21 protein-coding genes are annotated in these 19,561 nt (G+C 61.8%); 1 reads left to right on the top strand and 20 read right to left on the bottom strand.

The window, feature by feature from the left end; genetic code table 11:
* Window positions 1–36: 36 nt before the first annotated feature.
* Window positions 37–882 carry an ATP-binding protein gene (locus ACESL9_RS12105; RefSeq protein WP_372674868.1) on the top strand — a complete coding sequence of 282 codons (846 nt, stop codon included), beginning with the start codon at window positions 37–39 and terminating at the stop codon, window positions 880–882.
* 152 nt (window positions 883–1,034) lie between these two features.
* Here the strand turns inward: ACESL9_RS12105 and ACESL9_RS12110 are convergent, their stop codons facing one another.
* The 20 genes from ACESL9_RS12110 to ACESL9_RS12205 form a co-directional block, all read right to left on the bottom strand.
* Window positions 1,035–2,243, bottom strand: coding sequence for a peptidoglycan DD-metalloendopeptidase family protein (locus tag ACESL9_RS12110; protein ID WP_372614678.1), 1,209 nt, complete (start codon window positions 2,241–2,243; stop codon window positions 1,035–1,037).
* A gap of 60 nt (window positions 2,244–2,303) precedes the next feature.
* Window positions 2,304–2,957, bottom strand: coding sequence for a protein-L-isoaspartate(D-aspartate) O-methyltransferase (locus tag ACESL9_RS12115; protein ID WP_372614680.1), 654 nt, complete (start codon window positions 2,955–2,957; stop codon window positions 2,304–2,306).
* Complete coding sequence (gene surE / locus ACESL9_RS12120; protein WP_372614682.1) at window positions 2,954–3,733, bottom strand: 5'/3'-nucleotidase SurE; 780 nt, start codon at window positions 3,731–3,733, stop codon at window positions 2,954–2,956. Before surE ends, ACESL9_RS12115 begins: the two co-directional genes overlap by 4 nt.
* A 104-nt stretch (window positions 3,734–3,837) precedes the next feature.
* Complete coding sequence (locus ACESL9_RS12125; RefSeq protein WP_372674869.1) at window positions 3,838–4,506, bottom strand: SDR family NAD(P)-dependent oxidoreductase; 669 nt, start codon at window positions 4,504–4,506, stop codon at window positions 3,838–3,840.
* 97 nt (window positions 4,507–4,603) lie between these two features.
* A complete protein-coding gene (locus ACESL9_RS12130; RefSeq protein WP_372614686.1) occupies window positions 4,604–4,870 on the bottom strand; it encodes a pilus assembly protein PilZ in 267 nt (88 codons plus the stop codon).
* Between the two features lie 126 nt (window positions 4,871–4,996).
* Entirely contained in the window at window positions 4,997–6,448 is a 1,452-nt protein-coding gene (gene purF / locus ACESL9_RS12135) for an amidophosphoribosyltransferase (protein ID WP_372614739.1), read from the bottom strand.
* A gap of 128 nt (window positions 6,449–6,576) precedes the next feature.
* Window positions 6,577–7,137, bottom strand: coding sequence for a CvpA family protein (locus tag ACESL9_RS12140; protein WP_372614688.1), 561 nt, complete (start codon window positions 7,135–7,137; stop codon window positions 6,577–6,579).
* Between the two features lie 24 nt (window positions 7,138–7,161).
* A complete protein-coding gene (radA, locus tag ACESL9_RS12145; RefSeq protein ID WP_372674870.1) occupies window positions 7,162–8,526 on the bottom strand; it encodes a DNA repair protein RadA in 1,365 nt (454 codons plus the stop codon).
* Window positions 8,527–8,706: 180 nt separating this feature from the next.
* Window positions 8,707–9,156: a paraquat-inducible protein A gene (locus ACESL9_RS12150; RefSeq protein ID WP_372614692.1), complete on the bottom strand. Its 450-nt coding sequence runs from the start codon at window positions 9,154–9,156 to the stop codon at window positions 8,707–8,709.
* A gap of 197 nt (window positions 9,157–9,353) precedes the next feature.
* Window positions 9,354–10,100 carry an ABC transporter ATP-binding protein gene (locus ACESL9_RS12155; RefSeq protein ID WP_372674871.1) on the bottom strand — a complete coding sequence of 249 codons (747 nt, stop codon included), beginning with the start codon at window positions 10,098–10,100 and terminating at the stop codon, window positions 9,354–9,356.
* A 163-nt stretch (window positions 10,101–10,263) separates the two neighbouring features.
* On the bottom strand, window positions 10,264–11,046 hold the full coding sequence (locus ACESL9_RS12160; RefSeq protein WP_372614696.1) for an MlaE family ABC transporter permease: 783 nt from the start codon (window positions 11,044–11,046) through the stop codon (window positions 10,264–10,266).
* Window positions 11,043–12,080 (bottom strand): alanine racemase, encoded by a 1,038-nt coding sequence (gene alr / locus ACESL9_RS12165; protein ID WP_372614698.1) that lies wholly within the window; start codon window positions 12,078–12,080, stop codon window positions 11,043–11,045. The genes ACESL9_RS12160 and alr overlap by 4 nt, the downstream gene beginning before the upstream one ends.
* 50 nt (window positions 12,081–12,130) lie before the next feature.
* Entirely contained in the window at window positions 12,131–12,913 is a 783-nt protein-coding gene (locus tag ACESL9_RS12170; protein WP_372674872.1) for a DUF1194 domain-containing protein, read from the bottom strand.
* 52 nt (window positions 12,914–12,965) lie between these two features.
* Window positions 12,966–13,202, bottom strand: a complete 237-nt coding sequence (locus ACESL9_RS12175; RefSeq protein WP_372614702.1) for a hypothetical protein — start codon at window positions 13,200–13,202, stop codon at window positions 12,966–12,968.
* Between the two features lie 193 nt (window positions 13,203–13,395).
* Window positions 13,396–14,883: a replicative DNA helicase gene (locus ACESL9_RS12180; protein ID WP_372614704.1), complete on the bottom strand. Its 1,488-nt coding sequence runs from the start codon at window positions 14,881–14,883 to the stop codon at window positions 13,396–13,398.
* Between the two features lie 169 nt (window positions 14,884–15,052).
* Window positions 15,053–15,733, bottom strand: coding sequence for an orotate phosphoribosyltransferase (locus ACESL9_RS12185; protein WP_372614706.1), 681 nt, complete (start codon window positions 15,731–15,733; stop codon window positions 15,053–15,055).
* Between the two features lie 81 nt (window positions 15,734–15,814).
* Window positions 15,815–16,852 carry a dihydroorotase gene (gene pyrC, locus ACESL9_RS12190; protein WP_372614708.1) on the bottom strand — a complete coding sequence of 346 codons (1,038 nt, stop codon included), beginning with the start codon at window positions 16,850–16,852 and terminating at the stop codon, window positions 15,815–15,817.
* Window positions 16,853–16,893: 41 nt separating this feature from the next.
* Window positions 16,894–17,859, bottom strand: coding sequence for a phosphoadenosine phosphosulfate reductase (locus ACESL9_RS12195; protein WP_372674873.1), 966 nt, complete (start codon window positions 17,857–17,859; stop codon window positions 16,894–16,896).
* A 130-nt stretch (window positions 17,860–17,989) separates the two neighbouring features.
* A complete protein-coding gene (locus tag ACESL9_RS12200) occupies window positions 17,990–19,054 on the bottom strand; it encodes a glycosyltransferase family 2 protein (protein ID WP_372674874.1) in 1,065 nt (354 codons plus the stop codon).
* On the bottom strand, window positions 19,051–19,561 hold a 511-nt coding region (locus ACESL9_RS12205), incomplete at its 5' end, for an FkbM family methyltransferase (RefSeq protein ID WP_372674875.1). The genes ACESL9_RS12205 and ACESL9_RS12200, both read right to left, overlap by 4 nt.

Here is a 19,561-nt window from a genome sequence, read left to right on the forward strand (position 1 = left end):
CGATGATCCCGATGACGGGATGGTAGACAAGACAAAATGACGGAAAAGACCCTCGATCGCATCGCCGCAGCCCTCGAACGCATCGCGCCGGCTCCCCATTCCGGCCCCGATTTCTCGCGGGCCGATGGCTTCCTTTGGCATGTCGACCCCGAACGGCTCGAACCCGTGTCACGGATTTCGCGGGTCGATCTGTCCCTGCTTCTGGGGGTGGACCGGTCGCGCGATACGCTTCTGGCCAACACGCGTCAGTTCGCGCGCGGGCTTCCGGCCAACAATTCGCTTCTGTGGGGTGCGCGCGGCATGGGCAAGTCCTCGTTGGTCAAGGCCGTACATGCGGCGGTTCTGGAGGAAGGGTTGCCGCTCAAGCTGGTCGAGCTACAGCGCGAAGACCTGCCTTCGGTTTCTCGGCTGTTGAACCTCCTGCGCGCGGCACCCGATTATCGTTTCCTGCTTTTTTGCGACGACCTTTCGTTCTCGCATGACGATCAGCACTACAAGTCGCTCAAGGCGGTCCTCGACGGCGGGATCGAAGGGCGCCCCGACAACGTCGTGTTCTATGCCACCTCGAATCGACGCCACCTGATGCCTCGCGATATGATCGAGAATGAGCGCTCCACCGCGATCAATCCGTCCGAAGCGGTCGAGGAGAAGGTCTCGCTTTCTGATCGGTTCGGCTTGTGGCTGGGCTTCCATCCGTGCTCACAGGACGAGTACCTTTCCATGATCCGCGGGTATTGCGATCATTTCGGGATACAGATCAAGAAGGATGATCTGCGCGCCGAGGCGATAGAATGGCAGGCGACACGCGGTGCGAGATCTGGTCGGGTCGCCTGGCAATACGTGACTGATCTGGCCGGGCGCAAGGGTGTTCGCCTGGAGTGATCTCCTGTGGGCCGACCGTTGCGTTTACCAATTCCGCCAAACGCATCAAAGCATCGGCCGGCAGCCGGATGGCAGCCGGACGGTGCACGCGAGTCACCCCCCGATTTTTGACCCGAGGCGGCTGTTAACCTCGCCGTGCGGCGGGTCAACATTCATTGAAGATAGGGCATGGGATCGACCTGTGCAGTCCCCTTGGCGACCTGAAACTGAACGTATGGTGGGTTGCCTTCGGGCATCTCTGCAATCTTTTGCCCGCGCGTGACCTGGTCGCCGTTTGCCACCGATACCTTGTCCACGTTCACATAGACCGTGGCCAGCGAATTCGAGTGTTTGATCACCACGAACTGGACATTTTCGGTCGATTTCGTCACCGAAACCACGGTGCCGGCTTCGGCGGAGGTCACGGCCTCTCCGGGATCGGCTGTGAAGTCGATGCCATCATTCTTACCCTTTGAATATTCACGAATAATCCGCCCCTTGACAGGATAGGCCAATTCCCCCCCCGAGGGGGTCTCGGCTTGGCGCTGCTCGGGGGCGGAGTCGCTTTGCGTTTCCGCGGGTTCGGATTCGGCAACCGGTTGCGTGCCTTCCTCCGGCAAGGGCCGGGTCGCGCTTGGTGGAGTGGGCGTTGGTGATCCGCGGCCGGGTGGTTCCGTTTCCGGCTCAGACGTCGTTCGCTCCGGGGGCGATGTTTCTGGAACCGGGATCAGCAAATATTGTCCTTCGCGAATCTTGAAATCGCTTCCCAGCCCGTTCCATTCGGCCAACGAACGCACGCTCACATCATAAAGGCGCGAGATGGTATAGACCGTCTCGCCCCGGACAACCTTGTGCCTTTTGGGCTCCAACCCTCTGGCAACCTTTTGTTTTTCAGGTTGACTGTCGGATTCGAGGGTGGTGGTTTCGATCTCCTGTTCCCCGGCGCGGTCGATGGCCCCCCCGGCCAGCGTCGTGATGTCGATCCCCGGCGGTTGGATCGGCCCCGTCGTGGGCGAGCCGGTCTCCGGCGAAGGTTCGGCAACGCGGCGTGGCAAGGCCACGACCTCGCCCGCGCGCAAATTGTCACCCGGTTGCAGGCCGTTATAGCGCGCCAATTCCGCTGCATCCGCTCCGACGCGGGCTGCAAGGTCGGTCACGGTATCATCACGCCTAGCGACGGCGACCTGATAATTCGGATAGGAAATAACACCGCGGTCATCCGCGTCGGGACGTTTCGCTGTCGCCATGCGGGCCGCCTCGGCCGTGTTCAAACCCGAGCCGAAAGCCCCTCGCATGTCGAAATCAAGCGGCTGTTCACAGGCCGCCAGAGTGATCGCGACACTGGCCAGAAGATACGATTTCAAATACTTGGAAAAGCTCATCTTTAACCCTCATCCTGCCTCTTGTTCGGTCGAGGCTTGGCTTTGCTCCAACGCGTGGTCTCACGTATCCTTGCCAAGTCCTTCCAGCAAGGGAACGAAACGCACCGGCCGCAATTCCTCGTACTCGAAACCTGTCTCGTTGCGCGTCACCTTGATCAGGCTTTGGACTGTGTCGGACCGACCGACCGGAACCACCATGATACCCCCGATTTTAAGCTGGGCCAAGAGCGGGCCAGGCGGGTCCTCGGCGGCCGCGGTCACGATGATACGGTCGAACGGAGCCTGTTCGGGCAGACCATGGCTGCCATCCGTTGTCATCGCGATTATGTTGTTGAGGTCAAGTGATGCGAAAAGGGCAGCAGCCTCCTGGACGAGGCGCCGATGCCGATCAACCGTGTAAACCCTCCGTGCCAACTGGCTGAGGACGGCAGCCTGATAACCCGAACCCGTACCAACTTCGAGAACCTTGTCGCGCGGCGAAACGGCCAGTGCCTGTGTCATGAGCCCAACCACCGAAGGTTGCGAGATCGTCTGGCCACAGGCTATCGGCAACGGCATGTCCTCATAAGCCCGTTCTGAAAACAGACCGCGCACGAACAGTCCGCGGTCAATCCTTTCCATGGAAGCCAGAACCCGCTGGTCTGTTACCCCCTTCGAGCGCAATGCGAAAAGAAACCGCATCTGGCGCTCGGCGTTATCGCCAGACTCGGTCATTCGATCGACTTGAGTGAATCGAGAACATCATGCGCTGTCAGATCGGCGCGCATCGGCGTGACGGATATGTAACCATCGAGATTTGCCTTGGCGTCCGTTCCTGGCGCTGTCGGTCGGTGCTGTTCGCCGCCGCGGACCCACAGGAATTTTCGTCCCGAAGGCGAGTGGTGCGGTTCCACCGTGAAACGTGTGTGCTTGCGAAACCCTTGAGCCGCAGCCCTCACACCCGCCACCGCCGCGGCGCTGACAGGAGGAAAATTCACGTTGTAGAAGAGCCTGTAATCCGACGATTCCTTGGGGTTGATGGCCATAACCCGCCGGATCACATTGGCCCCATGCATACGAGCTGCCTCAAATGGATCGTCAGCGTGAACATTCTGTGGTCCGAGATATTGTGACAGCGCAAAAGACGTTATGCGTTGGAGTGCGCCTTCCATCGCTCCGCCCAAGGTGCCTGAATAGAGTGCATTCTCGGCCGAGTTGTTGCCGCGGTTCACGCCCGAAAGGATCAGGTCCGGACGTTCGCCCATTACGTCATGCAGTCCCGCCATGACGCAATCGGCCGGGCTGCCTTCCGCGGCATATCGGCGCTCGCCCATCTTGGCGATCATCATGGGATGGGTATAGCTGATGCAGTGGGCGACACCTGACTGCTCGAACGCAGGTGCAACGGTCCAGACCTCGCCCTCTGGTCCTGCAAGATCGGTTGCGATCTCATGCAGTACTGCAAGCCCAGGTGCGTTGATTCCGTCGTCGTTCGTGATGAGAATACGCATGATCGGCCCTTTGCTTGCCAATTTTATAGCCGCTCCGCCCCTCTATGAACCAGACAAAAGGGCGTGCAAGAACGACCGGTTAAGAAGTTCATCAGGAATTGTGTCTATTTGTCTTCACCGTGCTGGTCGCGCATCCCGACTGCGTGCAAAAGCCGCAGGGCTTCGTCAAAAGGAGCGGCCAATGAAGTACGGTCTTCTCCGGGAAAGAAGCGGGCGCGGGTAGCGGTTGCCATCGGGCGCGGGGCGAGAACATGAACCTGCGTGCTTGACCTTGCCTTTTCAGCTGCCCAACTCGTGGCAAGCGCGATCTGAGCTGCTTTGGTGGCACCATATGCGCCAAAGAATTTTTCGCCCGCATGGGGGTCATCGAAGAAGAGTGCCTTGCCCGTTTCGCTCAAGAGGGGGGCAACAAAGGCGATCAAGGTACCACTTGCCGTCACGTTGATGGATACCGACTTATCCCAATCCTTGGAGTCGATATGGTCGGCCGGCGACAGAGGGGCCGCGTGGATTGCACAATGTGCCCAGATGTCGGCACTGCCCCATCGGTCATAGATTGATCGACACAACTGGGCCATGGCATCTGCCTTGGAGATATCCATCGGGGCCAGTGTCGCGCTGCCGCCTTTTGACTGGATGCGGTCATCCAATTCTTCCAATGCGCCTGTGGTGCGGGCCACGGCCACAATGTGATGGGTGTCACACAGTGCTTCTGCGAGCCCCGCCCCTAGGCCACGGGACGCACCGGTAATGAGAGCGATCTTTTTTTCCATAATCGCGGTTTGGGCGGATTGGAGGCTAACGTCAAGGGGGCAGGGAACTGTATGAGACGTGTTTCGAAGAGGTTGGAATCTGAACTGACACTGTGCCTCAGGGTAATTTCAGCACCTTCGTTCCTTGGCCTGACGCAATCACGATGGCACCATCGCCAATTGCCATGACCTTGCCTCCCAGTGCGTCATCGCCCAATTTCACGCGCTGCACCTGGCCTGAAGAGCTCCGCAACAGTGCACCTGGCGAGTCTTGATCGCCGAAGATGCCAATGAGCACCGTGCGACCACGGGGGAGTGTGTTACGCGACTTGGCGAGCAAGCCCACTTTTGCGGCTTCGTCTGTGATCGGTTCCTGATCGGACATCCTTGGGCTTTCGGTTCCGTAAAGCTGATGCGGGAACCGGTCGGATATGCCCAAAACGGGCGCGTTTAAAGCGCCAATCGCGCCGCCTCTTTCGCATGCGCAGAATTGTGCCAACCTATCGTCAGATCACTCGGCAGCTTTCAGTTCAAAGCCCTTTTCAATCATGTCCGAAGGTGCGACGGGATATTCTCCCGAGAAACATGCATCACAGTACTGGGGGCAACTCGCGTCGCGCCCATTCGCTTCGCCCACCGCGCGGTAAAGGCCATCCAGAGAGACGAATTTTATGCTGTCGACGTTGAGATGCTGTCGCATTTCGTCTTCGCTCATGGTCGCTGCAAGAAGCTTTTCGCGTTGCGGCGTGTCAACGCCATAGAAACAGGGCCATGCTGTTGGCGGACTCGCAATGCGGAAATGAACTTCCCTTGCCCCGGCATCTAGGATCATCTCCTTGATCTTGCGGCTCGTGGTTCCGCGCACAACGCTGTCGTCAACCAGCACGACTCTTTTGTCACGAATGAGTGCCCGATTGACGTTCAGCTTCAAACGGACACCCATGTTGCGAATCTGTTCGGTTGGTTCGATAAACGTGCGCCCCATGTATTGGTTGCGGATGATTCCCATTCCGAACGGGATGCCGCTTTCATGGGCATAACCTATGGCCGCAGGCGTCCCGCTGTCGGGTACAGCACAGACGATATCGGCCTCAACAGGAGCTTCGCGCGCGAGTTCAACCCCGATCTGGCGGCGGGTTTCGTAGACTGAGCGGCCGCCGATGATGCTGTCGGGACGCGAAAAATAAACGTGTTCGAACACGCAAAAACGAGATTTCTTCCGGCGGAACGGGAAATGGCTCTCAACTCCGTCACCATTGATAACGACCATCTCGCCCGGTGCGATTTCGCGCTCGAACGTGGCGCCGATGATATCAAGCGCGCAGGTCTCTGAACTGAGCACCCAGCCGTCGGCGATTCGGCCCAGGACAAGTGGACGGACCCCCAAGGGGTCGCGTACGCCGATCAACTTGGTCCGTGTCATGGCAACGATGGAGAAGGCGCCTTCCACCCGGCGGAGCGCATCCTGCATCCGCTCAGGGATGTCTCGCTGCAACGATCGAGCCATCAAATGGATGATACATTCACTGTCCGAAGAACTTTGAAAAATCGAGCCGCGCTCGATCAACTCGCGCCGCAATGCTTCGGCATTGGTAATATTGCCGTTATGTGCGATCGCTGCGCCGCCCATCGAGAACTCACCGAAAAACGGTTGCACGTCACGGATTTGAGCGGATTTTGATCCAGCCGTGGAATATCGGACATGACCGATTGCCAATGGGCCAGGCAGAGTCTCCATCAATGACTGCTTCGTGAAGTTATCACGCACATACCCAAAACGCCGGGCCGAGTTGAACCCTTCATCGGGATCATGGCTGACGATGCCGCCCGCTTCCTGACCGCGATGTTGCAATGCGTGCAAGCCGAGTGCGACGAAATTCGCCGCGTCCGACAAGCCGATTACGCCGAACACGCCGCATTCTTCCTTCAGCTTGTCATCGTCAAATGGGTGAGCAGGGGGCATCGGGCGGGACAAGACTGGCATCTCCGAATCCATCGCTTCGCGTGCCCCTCTATTATTAGGTCCGGAGGCGCATGTCACGAAAGGATCACACAATTACGAACACGAGGCCGGCAGGATCACGTTTTGCATCATTGCTCTGACGAGCAACCACCCACGAGTTGCTCGTATTGCAGCGTGATCCAGCCAAGCGCTTGCTGTGGGTTTCCGTCCTCAATTCGATCGGTCAACCGCGCAAAGACGCGATGAGACCGGCTGTCGTCGATCATCTGGATGTCCTGGGTCGTGATGACGGTCTCATAGACGAAAAACGCGATTGCGATCAGCAGGACCCCGCGGAATACGCCGAACAGGAACCCCGCACCCTGATCTAGCCCGCCCAGGACCGAGCGCTGAACCAGGGACGAAAAAAGTGGCGTGAAAAGGGACGCAACGACGAGCGTAAGGGCAAAAATCCCGGCAAAGCCGGCAATCATCGATAATTCGCAACTGTCGGTGAGGAAACTTCCGATTACTGGAATCTCCTTGACCAAGGGCTGGACCTGCGGTGCGAACAGGAACGCGACGACGGCAGCCACGACCCACCCGACAATGGCCAGTGTCTCGCGGACAAAACCGCGGGAATAGGCGAGAAGGGCCGAGATCACGATGACCAACGCGACACTACCGTCGACTAGGGTGAAGCCTTCCATGTCCGTCCTTCTCTTTTCCCGATGTCAGCCCGCGCCGAACATGTCTCCTACAAAACCTGTCAGGTCGCCAAATCGGTTCAGAGTGAGACCGGCGATATTGACGGGTTTTCCGCCCGATGGAACGATAGCTGCGGTGAAACCAAGTTTTTGAGCCTCTTTCAACCTGTTTTCGCCTTGCGAGACAGCGCGCAGAGCGCCGGAGAGACTGATTTCGCCGAAAATGACCGTATCCGGTGGAAGGCTGGTATCCTCGCGTGCCGACAAGAGGGCCGCGGCAACGGCAAGGTCCGCGGCGGGTTCCGAGATCTTCATTCCACCCGCGACGTTGAGATAGACATCTAGCCCCGCAAACGGAATCCCGCAGCGCGCCTCGAGTACGGCAAGGATCATCGAGAGGCGGCCGCCATCCCATCCGACCACGGTGCGTCGCGGTTGAGAAAGTGAAGAAGGCGCGACAAGAGCTTGAAATTCAACAAGAAGAGGGCGTGTTCCTTCGATTCCGGCGAAAACGGCTGAACCGGGAGACGGGGCGCCCCGTTCGGACAGGAACAAGGCAGAGGGGTTCGCGACCTCTGCCAGACCGCTGCCTGTCATCTCGAAAACACCGATTTCGTCGGCGGGGCCGAAGCGGTTCTTGACGGCACGCAGGATGCGGAACTGGTGTCCGCGCTCGCCTTCGAAATAGAGCACGGTGTCGACCATGTGCTCGACGACGCGGGGGCCTGCGATCTGGCCATCCTTGGTCACGTGGCCGACCAGAATGACCGACATGCCCATGCGCTTGGCAAAACTGGTCAACTCATGCGCGGCAGCCCGCACCTGGGAGACCGAACCGGGGGCGCTTTCGACATTGTCGGCCCACATCGTCTGGATCGAGTCGATGACCACGAGGCCCGGTCGCTCGGCTTCGAGCGTGGTCAGGATGTCACGAAGGTTGGTTTCCGCGGCAAGCTGCACGGGGGCGTCCAGGAGGTCGAGCCGCGTCGCTCTCATGCGCACTTGAGCGCTGGCCTCTTCACCGGAAACATATATTGTTTTCATGCCCTTACGAGCGAAAGCTGCTATCGCCTGCAAGAGCAGGGTCGATTTGCCGATGCCCGGATCTCCGCCCACGAGGATTGCCGACGCCGGAACAAGACCACCGCCAAGCACACGATCCAGCTCGGCCAGCCCGCTTTGAGCGCGTGGAGGCGGGTCTTCTTGTGTTCCAAGATCGCTCAGTTTCACAGGGGCGCCACGCCGTGCCCCAAGCGATTTCGAGGTTGGCCCGCTGGACAGCGGGCGCTCTTCGACAATGGAATTCCATTGGCCGCAGGAGTCGCAGCGGCCAGACCACTTGGAAAAATGTGCGCCGCAGGCGGTGCAGGTGAATTGCGGGTTTTTCGCCATGCGTTGCGTGATGCATGAGACCGTGCGTCGCGTCAAACCTCAAAGAGAAAAAGAATCTTCGATGCAGCATGGCATAAAAGTCTTAACGCCGATCTCGATCCCCGTACGCGCCTTTCCCTGCTCTAGGAGGAGGGGATTCAAGGGGTGTCCCTCTGCGCCAAGCGTGCAGAAATCTCTGATTCAAGCATTTGTTTTGGCGAGAATTTTTCGCTCCGTCAGCATACCCACAGCCAATGTGGCAAGGATGCAGGCGGAGAAGAGGTAGAGGCCCCAGGCGGTTTCGATCCGGCCGATTCCGACCCCCTTGATCACGGTGATGTAGAGCGCGATCAGGAAAATGTCGGCCATGGCCAGTTTGCCCAGCAGATGCAGCGTGGGCAGAAGCCGGGGCGAGAGCAGGTCAAAATGCACCAATGCCAGGCCGATGGTCTTGAGATAGGGTGCGAAAAGGGCAAGGAACGTGACGGCGAGGGCGAGAAAAACATCTGTTTTCCAAAGGGTTTGCAGGCCGGAGACGACGGTGATCTCGTTTGTGCCGAAGAGTGGTAGATTGAGGCCCGCACGCATCAGGGGCGCGAACCACGCGACCGGGAAAAGCACGATCAGGGACAGGTTGACGAGCCGCAGCATGGCGCCCTCCGGCGGGTGTTTCCTGCGCTGTTTAGGCGGTGCAGGGCTGTCCGGCAAGACGCGTTAACCCTTCGAAATAGCCACGAATCGGGGGGGTGACATTCGGCTGCCGCGCGGCTGCCACCCGGCTGCCGGTCTGCGCGACCGGGGGTTGGCGGCGAAGAACCGGCCAAACGTGACCCCTCCGTGACGGGGGTTTAACGAACCGCTTCGATCGGGCCTGTCGCGCGGCCATGGATGAACTGGTCGAGATAGGGATCGCCGGAATCGTCCATCTCGGTCACCGGGCCGGTCCATTTGATCACCCCGTCATGAAGCATTGCCACGTCGTCGGCGATGGCGCGCACCGAGGTCATGTCATGGGTGATGGTCATTGCCGTGGCGCCCATCTCGGTCACGATCTCGCGGATGAGATCGTTGATGACGCCGGCCATGATCGGGTCGAGCCCGGTGGTGGGCTCGTCGAAAAAGATGATCTCGGGGTCGGCGGCGATGGCGCGGGCGAGGCCGACGCGCTTTTGCATGCCGCCCGAAAGCTCGGCGGGGAAGAGATCGGCGGTTTCGGGCTTGAGGCCGACGCGGCGCAGTTTTTCGATGGCGATCTCGCGGGCCTCGGCCTTGGGGCGTTTGAGCGCGCCGCGCAGAAGGCGAAAGGCGACGTTCTGCCAGACCGGGAGGGAATCAAAGAGCGCGCCGCCCTGGAACAGCATCCCGAAACGGGCGAGAAAGGCGTCGCGGTCGCCCTGATGCACGTCGGTGCCATCGACGGTGATGGTCCCGCTGTCGGGTTCAATGAGGCCGAGGATGCATTTCAGCGCCACCGATTTTCCGGTGCCCGATCCGCCGATGATGACGAGCGAGCTGCCGCGCGGGATCGAAAGGGTCACGCCCTGGAGCACCTTGTTGGAGCCGAAAGCCTTGTGGATGTCTTGAAGTTCGATCATCGGAGTATTCCCCCTCTAGCCGCCCATTCGTCGCAAGTCATGACCACGCTCGATGGACGGGATGCGCCCGCACGGGTGGGCGCAGATTGCGCCCGCCATGGGGCGGGCGGGCGCATCCCGTCGCTGCGCGACGGGAAATTCGGGATATGCCGGTCCGCGCCGCTCATGCCGAGAAGAACAGTTCGGTGAGGATGTAGTTGGCCGCGAGGATCAGCACGCTGGCCGCGACCACGGCGGACTTGGTGGCCCGGCCCACGCCCTGGGCGCCGCGGCCCGAATGCATACCGTGGAAACAGCCCATGGTGGCGACGATGAAGCCGAAAACCGCGCCCTTGATCAGGCCCGAGAGCACGTCCCAAAGCTCGAGAAAATCGGCGGTGTTCTTGAGATAGGCGGCGGCATTGAATTCGAGCCGCGTGATGCCGACGAGATAGCCGCCCATGATGCCGATGGAATCGCCCACGGCGACCAGCACCGGCACGGCGAGTGTCGCGGCCAGAACCCGGGGCAGGGTGAGATATTTCATCGGGTGGGTGGAGAGCGTGACCAGCGCGTCGATCTGTTCGGTCACCTTCATGGTGCCGATCTCGGCGGCGATCGAGGAGGCGACGCGCGCGGCGACCATGAGACCGCCCAGCACCGGGCCCAACTCGCGTGCCATGCCGATGGCGACGATCGAGGGCACCACGGATTCGGCATTGAAGCGCGATCCGCCGGCATAGATCTGCAGCGCCAGCGCGCCACCGGTGAAGAGGGCCGTGAGCCCGACAACGGGCAGCGACAGCCAGCCGATCTGGACCAGGGCATGAAGGAATTCGCGGCCGTAGAAGGGCGGGCGCACGAGATGAGTGACGGTCGAGAGCGCGAAGAGGGCAACCCGGCCGATCAGGGCGAGGGCCGAAAGGACGGTGCGGCCAAGCGTGGCGAGGGGTGTGGCCAGGCTCATCCGCCGCTGTAGCGCCGGTCGTAGCGCGCCCCCAGAGAGGTGAGAATCTCGTAACCGATGGTCTGGGCCGTGTCGGCGACATGGTCGATGGTCTGGTATTCACCGATCAGGGTCAGTTCGGCCGGGTCCGTGCCGAGATGTGTCACGTCGATGCCGATGAGATCCATCGAGACGCGGCCAAGGATCGGGCAGGGCGTGGCTCCGAAATGGAATTGGCCGCGATTGGTCAGGATTCGGTGAATCCCGTCGGCGTAACCGCCCGAGACGGTGGCGACGCGGGTGGGTGCGGTCGCCGTCCACGTGTTGCCATAGCCCACGGTTTCACCCGGTTCGAGATCGCGGGTCTGGATGACCGGCAGGTCGAGCCGCACAACCGGCGCGGCGGCTTCGAACGGGCGTCCGCCATAGAGGCCGATGCCGGGGCGGGAGACGTCGAAATGGTAGGCGGAGCCGAGCAGGATGCCGCCCGTCGCCGCCAGCGAGCGCGGGATTTGCAGCCCCTCGGTCATGGCGTTGAACTGGTCGAGTTGCTGGCGGTTCATGGGATGATCGGGATCGTCGGAGCAGGCGAGATGCGACATGATGAGCGTCGGCCCCTGTGCCACGGCGATGTCGCGCAGGGCCGACCATTCGGCGGGCTCCATGCCGAGCCGGTTCATGCCGGTGTCGAGCTGGATGCCGAAGCGCGCACCGGGCAGCGCTTCGAGCTGGCGCAGCAATTGATCATAGGAATTGATCATCGGCGTGAGGTCGAGATCGCCGATCATGTCGGTATCGCCGGGCATGTGGCCCGACATCACGTTGATCTCGGGGCCGGGGCCGAGGATCTGGCGCAGGGCGGCGCCTTCTTCGGCGACGGCGACGAAAAAGCGCCGCGCGCCCGCATGGGCCAGTGCGCGCGCCACGCGGGCGAGGCCCAGCCCGTAACCATCGGCCTTGATCACGGCGGCGGTTTCGCCGGTGTCGAGGGAAGCAAGGGAGCGCCAGTTCTGCACCAGCGCGTCGAGATCGATTGTGAGTTTTCCGGTCGCCATGCCGGGTTCATGCCACGGATTGGCGCAGGGTCAAGCGGAAACCGGCCCTGTCAGGGCTCCACCCAGTTGCGTTGCATGTTGCGGCGCCATATTCGCTCGCCGATCTGGCAGTCATAGGCGGCAACAGGGAGCACGCGGGGCGGGATGGGCGGCGTGCGCCCGGCGATTTCGAGGACCAGCTTGCGGCGCACGGCGCTGGCGAACTCGGACCAGTCGCGCACCGGGATGACAAAGGCACCGGGGCCGCCGATGACGCAGTTGCGATAATAGGCGTCGAGATCGGGAATGCCCCAGCGGTCGGACATCGCGTCGCGAGTCATCAGCGGCAGGCCGTTGATGATGATGCCCTGGGCAAGCGCGCGGTCGCGGGCGGTGTCGACGGGTGTGCCGCTATTGTTCGGACCATCACCGGATACATCAATAACGCGACGCAGTCCGTTGAAATGGTTGGACTGAAAGAGATCGAGGGACAGGTCAATTGCCCAGGATATCGAGGTCTGGCGCAGCGTGGTTTCGAAATGACCTTCAATGATGTCGGCCACGTGCCCGGCGTCTTCCGCGCTTTCGATGCGGGTCCAGGGCACGATCAGCCGGTACGATCCGGCGCCGCCCCATTCGACATAGCTGAGCGCGATGGCGCCGATCATGCCCCCGGTGATCGCCTTGATCACCTCGGGGCTTTGCAGGGCCTCGGCATAGCCGCGGCGCTGGATGTCGAGCTCGTTCAGTTGCATCGAGCGCGAGACGTCGACCGCGAGAACAAGCTCGACATCGACCTCTTCGGCGCGCAGCGGGAACGCAGCAAAGAACAGGATGCAGATGAGAACACGCATGACCCCATTGATGCGCGGGGGGATGCGGCTGTCGAGTCACATTTGCGCAGGGTCAGGGCTTCCGGGCGGTGGAATGCCACCAGATGCGCACTTCGGTGGCCTTTCCGCTGCTGTCGAACCGCGCGAGGAGCGTGCCGTCAAGCATCATGCGCGGCAGCGGGTCGCCGGGTGCGCGGTCGGGCAGGCCGGTGCCGGTCGATCTGGCCCAGATCTCGAACAGCTCTTCCGAGGCGACCTGATAATCGACACGCCAATGGGCGAAGCCGCCCGTCGGCGTTTCGCCCAGCACGTCGTAGGCAAGCGAAATGTCCTCTTGCAGCTTTATCCTGTCCCAATAGATCTTGCGCGCGTCAAAGCTGTCCTGAACCTGGAACGGGGTGTTCCAGTATTGGCCGTTCTCGGGAAAGAGTGCGGCGAACCCTTCGCTGTCCCGCGTTTCCCAGACCCGCTAGTAGGCCGCCATGAAATCGTGGATGGGCGTGTCAGAAACCGCCCCCGTCGTCCTGTTGCCAGGGTTTCACGAGGTTGCCGAAACGGGTGAATTGCTCTTCGAAGCTGAGTTCGACCGTGCCGATCGGACCGTGGCGCTGTTTGCCGATGATCACTTCGGCCTTGCCGTGGATGCGCGACATGCGGTCCTGCCACGCGGCCATTTCATCGAGTTTCTCATCGGACGGCTTTTCTCGTTCGACGTAATACTCCTCGCGGAAAACGAACATGACGACATCGGAATCCTGTTCGATCGAGCCGGATTCGCGCAGGTCGGAAAGTTGCGGGCGCTTGTCCTCGCGGCTTTCGACCTGTCGCGAGAGCTGGCTGAGCGCGATGACGGGGATGTTGAGTTCCTTGGCGATGGCCTTGAGACCCATGGAAATCTCGCCGATCTCCTGCACCCGGTTGTCGGCCATGCCGCGCACAAGTTGAAGATAGTCGACGATCAGAAGGTCGAGCCCGTGGGTGCGCTTGAGGCGCCGTGCCCGCGCCGCGAGCTGGGCAATCGGGATCGCGGCGGTGTCGTCGATGAAGAGGGGGCAGGATTCAAGGGTCTTGGCCGCGTCGACGAAACGGCGAAACTCGCCCTCGTCCATGTCGCCCTGGCGGATCTTGTGGCTGGAGATTTCCGAGGCTTCGGCGAGGATTCGGCTGGCCAGCTGTTCGGCGCTCATCTCGAGCGAAAAGAAGCCCACGACACCGCCATCGAGCGCACCTTCGGTGCCGTCGGGACGGACGCCGCGGCGATAGGCCTTGGCAACGTTGAAGGCGATGTTGGTGGCGAGCGATGTCTTGCCCATTGACGGGCGGCCGGCGAGGATCAGAAGGTCGGATTTGTGCAGGCCGCCGAGCTTCTTGTCGAGATCGACCAGGCCGGTGGCGATTCCGGCAAGGCCGCCCTCGCGCTGATAGGCAGCATTGGCGACATTAACAGCGTCCGTTACGGCCTTGAGAAAGCTTTGAAAACCGCTTTCGGCCTGACCCTGTTCGGCAAGCTGGTAGAGGGCCTGTTCAGCCTCGACGATCTGCTCGCCGGGTTCCGAGCCGACTTCGACCTTGGCGGCCTTGGCGGCGATGTCCTGACCCAGGCGGATGAGATCGCGCCGCACGGCGAGGTCATAGATGAGTTGCGCGTAATCCTTGACCGCGAAGGCCGAGATCGCCGCACCTGCGAGACGGGCGAGATAGGCCGGACCGCCAAGTTCCTTGAGGCCGTCGTCGTCCTCGAAAAACGCCTTGAGCGTAACCGGCGAGGCGAGGTTGTTCTTGGCGATGCGGGCGGCGGCGGTCTCGAAGATTCGGGCATGGACCGGATCATAGAAATGCTTTGCACCGATGATTGAGGCGACCTTGTCGTAGATGTCGTTGTTGGTGAGGATCGCGCCCAGCAATTGCTGTTCGGCCTCGATCGAGTGTGGAATCGAATCAGGGCTCTGGATTTCCGCGCCGGTCGGGTTGAAGGCGGTGATCTCGTTCATGATTCCCCTCTGCTTTGCGTGGGGTGTGACATACGCAATCACGCGCGGAGGACGCAAATTGTATGTTTTTGTGGATAACCCTCAGTGGGCGCATGTTGACAAACGGAGGGGTGTCACGTCAAGATATTGTGCGCTGACTGAGAAAAATCCCGGCAGGTGACGGAACGTTTCACCCTGCGCTGTGCGCGTCCTGCCACGTGCGCGGGTCGTCGAGGAAGCTTTCGACTCCGGCGAGGGTTTCGGCGTCAAACGCGCCTTGCGCGCGGGCCTCGGCCAGGACGTCACGCCAGGTGCACAGGTGGTGCAGGGTGACGCCGTGATCGCCCAGGGTATTCTCGGTCTCTGGGAAGATGCCGTAGTAGAAGATGACCGCGGTATGGGCGCAGGTGGCGCCGGTGTCACGGATCGCATCGACGAAGGAGAGTTTCGAGCCGCCATCGGTGGTGAGATCCTCGACCAGAAGCACGCGCTGGCCTTCGCTCATGGCGCCTTCGATCCGGGCGTTGCGACCGTAACCCTTTGGTTTCTTGCGCACATAGGTCATCGGCAGGCCCATGCGTTCGGCGACCAGAGCCGCGAAGGGGATGCCCGCGGTCTCACCGCCGGCGATGTTGTCGAACGCCTCGAAGCCTGCATTGCGCATCACAGTGACGGTGAGGAAATCCATCAGCGTGCTGCGGATGCGGGGGTAGGAGATGAGCTTGCGGCAGTCGATGTAGGTCGGGCTCGGCAGGCCGGAGGCGAGGGTGAACGGCTCACGGGCATTGAAGTGCACGGCCTGGATTTCCAGAAGCATGCGGGCGGTGAGGCGGGCGATTTCGTCTCTGGGCGGGAAGGTGGAAGGGATCATCGGGCGAGCCTTTGTGCTGTTGGAGGGCGGCGGTGGGGCAGCCGCCGGACCCCGGCGGAATTCGGGGTCGGATGATGGGGATCAGGTGGCGCTCCAGTAAACCGGGAAACCGGGATCGAAGACGGTGACAGGGCCGTCGCCGGTTTCGATCTTGGCCGGGAAGGCGGTGGGTGTGCCGGATCTGGTGAGGGTGAGCGTTGCCTCGTTGGGAGGCAGGCCATAGAAGGCCGGGCCGTGGAGCGACGTGAAGCCTTCGAGCCGGTCGAGCGCGTTTTCTTCCTCGAACACATGGGCGAGCAGGGCCATGGTGTTGGTGGCGGTGAAGCAACCCGCGCAGCCGCAGCCAGTTTCCTTGGCCGCATCCACGTGCGGGGCGCTGTCGGTGCCCAGGAAGAAACGCGGATCGCCCGAGGTGGCGGCGGCGCGGAGCGCGCGCCGATGGGTCTCGCGCTTGGCCACGGGCAGGCAGTAGTAATGCGGCCTGATACCGCCGACGAGGATATGGTTGCGGTTGATGATCAGGTGGTGGGTGGTAATGGTGGCGCCAAGGCCGGTCTCGGCGGAGCGGACGTAGTCGGCGCCGTCGGAGGTGGTGATATGCTCCATCACCACGCGCAGGCCGGGCGTGGCGCGGCGGATCGGATCCAGCACTTGGTCGATGAACACCGCCTCGCGGTCGAATATGTCGACATCCGGGTCGGTGACTTCGCCATGCACACAGAGCGGACAGCCGATTTCGGCCATCTTTTCCAGCACCGGGCGGACGCGGTCGAAATCCTTCACACCGGAGGCCGAGTTGGTGGTGGCGCCGGCCGGGTAGAGCTTCACCGCGGTGACGAGGCCCGAGGCATGCGCGGCGGCGAGATCCTCGGGGTCGGTTTCCTCGGTGAGATAGAGCGTCATCAGTGGCGTGAAATCCGCCCCCTCGGGCAGGGCCGCCATGATCCGGCCACGATAGGCCATGGCCTCGGCGCCGGTCACGACGGGCGGCACGAGATTGGGCATGATGATCGCGCGGGCGAAGTGGCGCGCGGTTTCGGGCAGCACGGCGCGCAGCATGGCGCCGTCGCGCAGATGCAGGTGCCAGTCGTCGGGGCGGCGGATGGTAAGCGTGTTCATGCCCGCCGATTAGCGCAAAGCGCGGACGCATTCCAGTGTTGTCAGGGCCGCGAAGGCGGGATCTCGAAATTTCCGCTCTTCGCCTGGCGTTCCAGCTGTTTGAGGCGGCGTCCGAAATGTGGCGCGCGCCCGCGCCGGGCGAGCACGGCGCGGCAGATCATGGTGGCGAGCCACGGTCGATCCTGCCTGTCGATGGCGGCGAGTAGACTGCGCAAATAGGGCGGATGGTCGTGGCGGTCGCGCCACAGCCTGGCAAAGCTGACCGTATCGAGCGTGCCATTCCCGGCCCGGGCGATCAACTCGACAAGATGGTTCATATCGATCAGGTCGGACTGGATCGCCGTGCCCATGAAGCGCATCCGGAGTTTCATGACGTTGGGCCGGGTGAAGAGTGCGGCGTGCATCGCGTCCAGCGTTACCTCGGGGTCGTAAAGCACGAAGACCTGCTCGGCAGCGTCGATCATGTCGGGCGCATAGCCGTAGCGGTCGGTAAAGGAGGTGCGGCGCATCTCGGTGAAGCGATCATCCCATTCGGTGACGCGCGGGTCGAGCGTGGCTTGTGGCTGGATCGCGATGACGCGCGCGCCCGGTGCCGAGACCGAGAAGGCGGCGGCGGCATAGCCGCATGGGCCTGCGCCGTAGAACACGATCGTGTCGAACTCGTCGAAGAACCCGTCGTCGATCAACCGATCGAAATAGCCATAGACCTGACGATCGCGAAACCACGTGTCGCCTTCGCTGATCAGCGTCAGGCTGGACCATCCCATTCTTCTGACGCATTCCCATCCCAGCGGCTGTCCGTCGTCAGAGAGCGCGCGGATGCCCTGGAGCGTCTCGAAGCTGACCAACAGGGTTGAACCCGCATCGACGAACGCGGCGAGATGCTGCTGTCCGAGGGGTTGGAAATGGCCATGCTCTTCGGCCACGTCGGCCAGACGCGTGAGCCATTCGGCCTTGTCGAGATCGGCCATGGGCGGAGTTTCGAATGTTTGCGGCCTGTCCTGCATCGTCACTGCCTTTGCCTCGCCGGTGCGCGGATCGTGCGTTTACCGGTCTTTTATTGGCTTAAAGGGATAGGCGCGGATTCGGGCGGAATTGAGAAAAATCCGAGAGCATTTCAGGCTGTTTCTGGGCGGTTCAGCGGCGCGCGTGCCCTGCCGGGTCACGTGCCTTGCCACGGTGGGCGTGCTGTACCAGCAGGCGAGCCTCTTCGGGGCGCACCGGGCGAGAGGGTGGGGTTTGCAGGAGGCGGCCGAAAAGTGCGCGGTATGGCTCCTGCTGCATCAAGGCGTCGAACCGCGCCTTGCGCCAGGCAACCGCCTCGTCGTGCAGTGTGCCAAGCCGCGTGTCGGATTTGAGCGCGGCCAGCGCGGCCGCGCGCTGGGGTTCCAGCGCGGAGATGGAGGTATCGAGGTCGGTGTTGTAGTTGCGCTCGACCCAGTAATCGAGATCGAGCATGTCCGACCCGTGCACGGCCCGGCCGCGATCGGCCTTGAGGACGAAGTTTTCCATTGAACCAAGGGGATAATGGTTGAGCTGCACAAGTCCGTAATTCGGTCGGCCGAAGGGCGAGAAGATCTGCCTCTTGAGAAACTGGGGTGGAAGTTCACGCCCCGCGCCATCGAACCAGCGCGCGCCTTTCAGGCGGTCCGGATCGGGGTTGCGGGGGCGGTGGATGCCGAGTTTGCCGTAAGTGCCATCGTTGCGGAACAGGGTCTTGAACATTGACGCGCGCCACGGCCAATACATCACCTCGGGTGCGGCGCGAATGAATTCCTCGGTCACCGGGCGGTCCTCGTAGCGGATGATGTCGGACGATCCGAAAATCCGCCATGTCAAGGTGATGGCACTGGCCTCGGGCAGGGCGGCGAGCAGGGCGGGCACGGTATGATCGCCTACATGGACATTGATGAATTCGTCGATATCGAGGGTGATGATCCAGTCGGCGGCGGCAACCTCGGGGCGTTTGTCGGCCAGTTTCATCGCCGTGAACTGAATGCCGCCCTTGTCATGCGGTCCCGGGTTGCGAACATGGGTGACGAGGCCCTGCTCGTCCAGCCGGTCGAGCATCAGATCGGTGCCGTCGTCACAGTCGTTCGAAAAAACGAGGAAATCGGTGACACCGGCCGAGCGGTGGTGGGCGAGCCACTCCAGCAGGTAGGCGGCCTCGTTGCGGACGGTGAGAACGGCAAGGATTCTCACGGTGTCACATCCGGCCAGGACCGGCGAAAGACGACGACCTTACGATGCGACCAGCGCGGGAAATAGCTCAGCCCGGCTGCATGCATCGCCTCGAAGACGGCGCGCACGCCGTTGGGACCGATCCATTGCGGATGCAGTTCGATGACCGCGGCGCGCAACCCGTCGTAGTCGAGTGCGGGCAAGATGTCGGCCTCGGCGCCCTCGATGTCGCAGACAAGCATGCTGGGCCTGATCTCGGCGAAGGTGGCGTTGATGTCGCGCACAGCGACCTGCTCGATCGACGCGATGTCCGACTCGTCGGTGCCCATCCTGTCGAGCGATGAGGCCAGCAGGTTCTTTCGCACGTAGAAATCGACCGGCTCCGACGCCTTGGGGGCGAGGATCGCGTTGTGGACGATCACGTTGGAGACGCCGTTTTCGGCATGTAGCTTGTGGATGTAACCGATCAGGTGAGGGTTGGCCTCGAAGCTGTGAACCGCGGTGACGGGCCTCTTCGAGGCGATCAGG

The sequence above is a fragment of the Aquicoccus sp. genome (assembly GCF_041686535.1).
Lineage (GTDB): Bacteria > Pseudomonadota > Alphaproteobacteria > Rhodobacterales > Rhodobacteraceae > Aquicoccus.

Excerpts from the sequence above, each read along its gene's own strand:
- radA (WP_372674870.1), bottom strand. The coding sequence starts at position 8,526 with ATGGCGAAAAACCCGCAATTCACCTGCACCGCCTGCGGCGCACATTTT.
- ACESL9_RS12110 (WP_372614678.1), bottom strand. The coding sequence starts at position 2,243 with ATGAGCTTTTCCAAGTATTTGAAATCGTATCTTCTGGCCAGTGTCGCG.
- ACESL9_RS12195 (WP_372674873.1), bottom strand. The coding sequence starts at position 17,859 with ATGCAGGACAGGCCGCAAACATTCGAAACTCCGCCCATGGCCGATCTC.
- ACESL9_RS12170 (WP_372674872.1), bottom strand. The coding sequence starts at position 12,913 with ATGCGTGTTCTCATCTGCATCCTGTTCTTTGCTGCGTTCCCGCTGCGC.
- ACESL9_RS12125 (WP_372674869.1), bottom strand. The coding sequence starts at position 4,506 with ATGGAAAAAAAGATCGCTCTCATTACCGGTGCGTCCCGTGGCCTAGGG.
- ACESL9_RS12185 (WP_372614706.1), bottom strand. The coding sequence starts at position 15,733 with ATGATCCCTTCCACCTTCCCGCCCAGAGACGAAATCGCCCGCCTCACC.
- pyrC (WP_372614708.1), bottom strand. The coding sequence starts at position 16,852 with ATGAACACGCTTACCATCCGCCGCCCCGACGACTGGCACCTGCATCTG.
- ACESL9_RS12155 (WP_372674871.1), bottom strand. The coding sequence starts at position 10,100 with ATGATCGAACTTCAAGACATCCACAAGGCTTTCGGCTCCAACAAGGTG.
- ACESL9_RS12160 (WP_372614696.1), bottom strand. The coding sequence starts at position 11,046 with ATGAGCCTGGCCACACCCCTCGCCACGCTTGGCCGCACCGTCCTTTCG.
- ACESL9_RS12115 (WP_372614680.1), bottom strand. The coding sequence starts at position 2,957 with ATGACCGAGTCTGGCGATAACGCCGAGCGCCAGATGCGGTTTCTTTTC.
- ACESL9_RS12105 (WP_372674868.1), top strand. The coding sequence starts at position 37 with ATGACGGAAAAGACCCTCGATCGCATCGCCGCAGCCCTCGAACGCATC.
- ACESL9_RS12130 (WP_372614686.1), bottom strand. The coding sequence starts at position 4,870 with ATGTCCGATCAGGAACCGATCACAGACGAAGCCGCAAAAGTGGGCTTG.
- ACESL9_RS12140 (WP_372614688.1), bottom strand. The coding sequence starts at position 7,137 with ATGGAAGGCTTCACCCTAGTCGACGGTAGTGTCGCGTTGGTCATCGTG.
- purF (WP_372614739.1), bottom strand. The coding sequence starts at position 6,448 with ATGCCCCCTGCTCACCCATTTGACGATGACAAGCTGAAGGAAGAATGC.
- ACESL9_RS12150 (WP_372614692.1), bottom strand. The coding sequence starts at position 9,156 with ATGCTGCGGCTCGTCAACCTGTCCCTGATCGTGCTTTTCCCGGTCGCG.
- ACESL9_RS12180 (WP_372614704.1), bottom strand. The coding sequence starts at position 14,883 with ATGAACGAGATCACCGCCTTCAACCCGACCGGCGCGGAAATCCAGAGC.
- alr (WP_372614698.1), bottom strand. The coding sequence starts at position 12,080 with ATGGCGACCGGAAAACTCACAATCGATCTCGACGCGCTGGTGCAGAAC.
- surE (WP_372614682.1), bottom strand. The coding sequence starts at position 3,733 with ATGCGTATTCTCATCACGAACGACGACGGAATCAACGCACCTGGGCTT.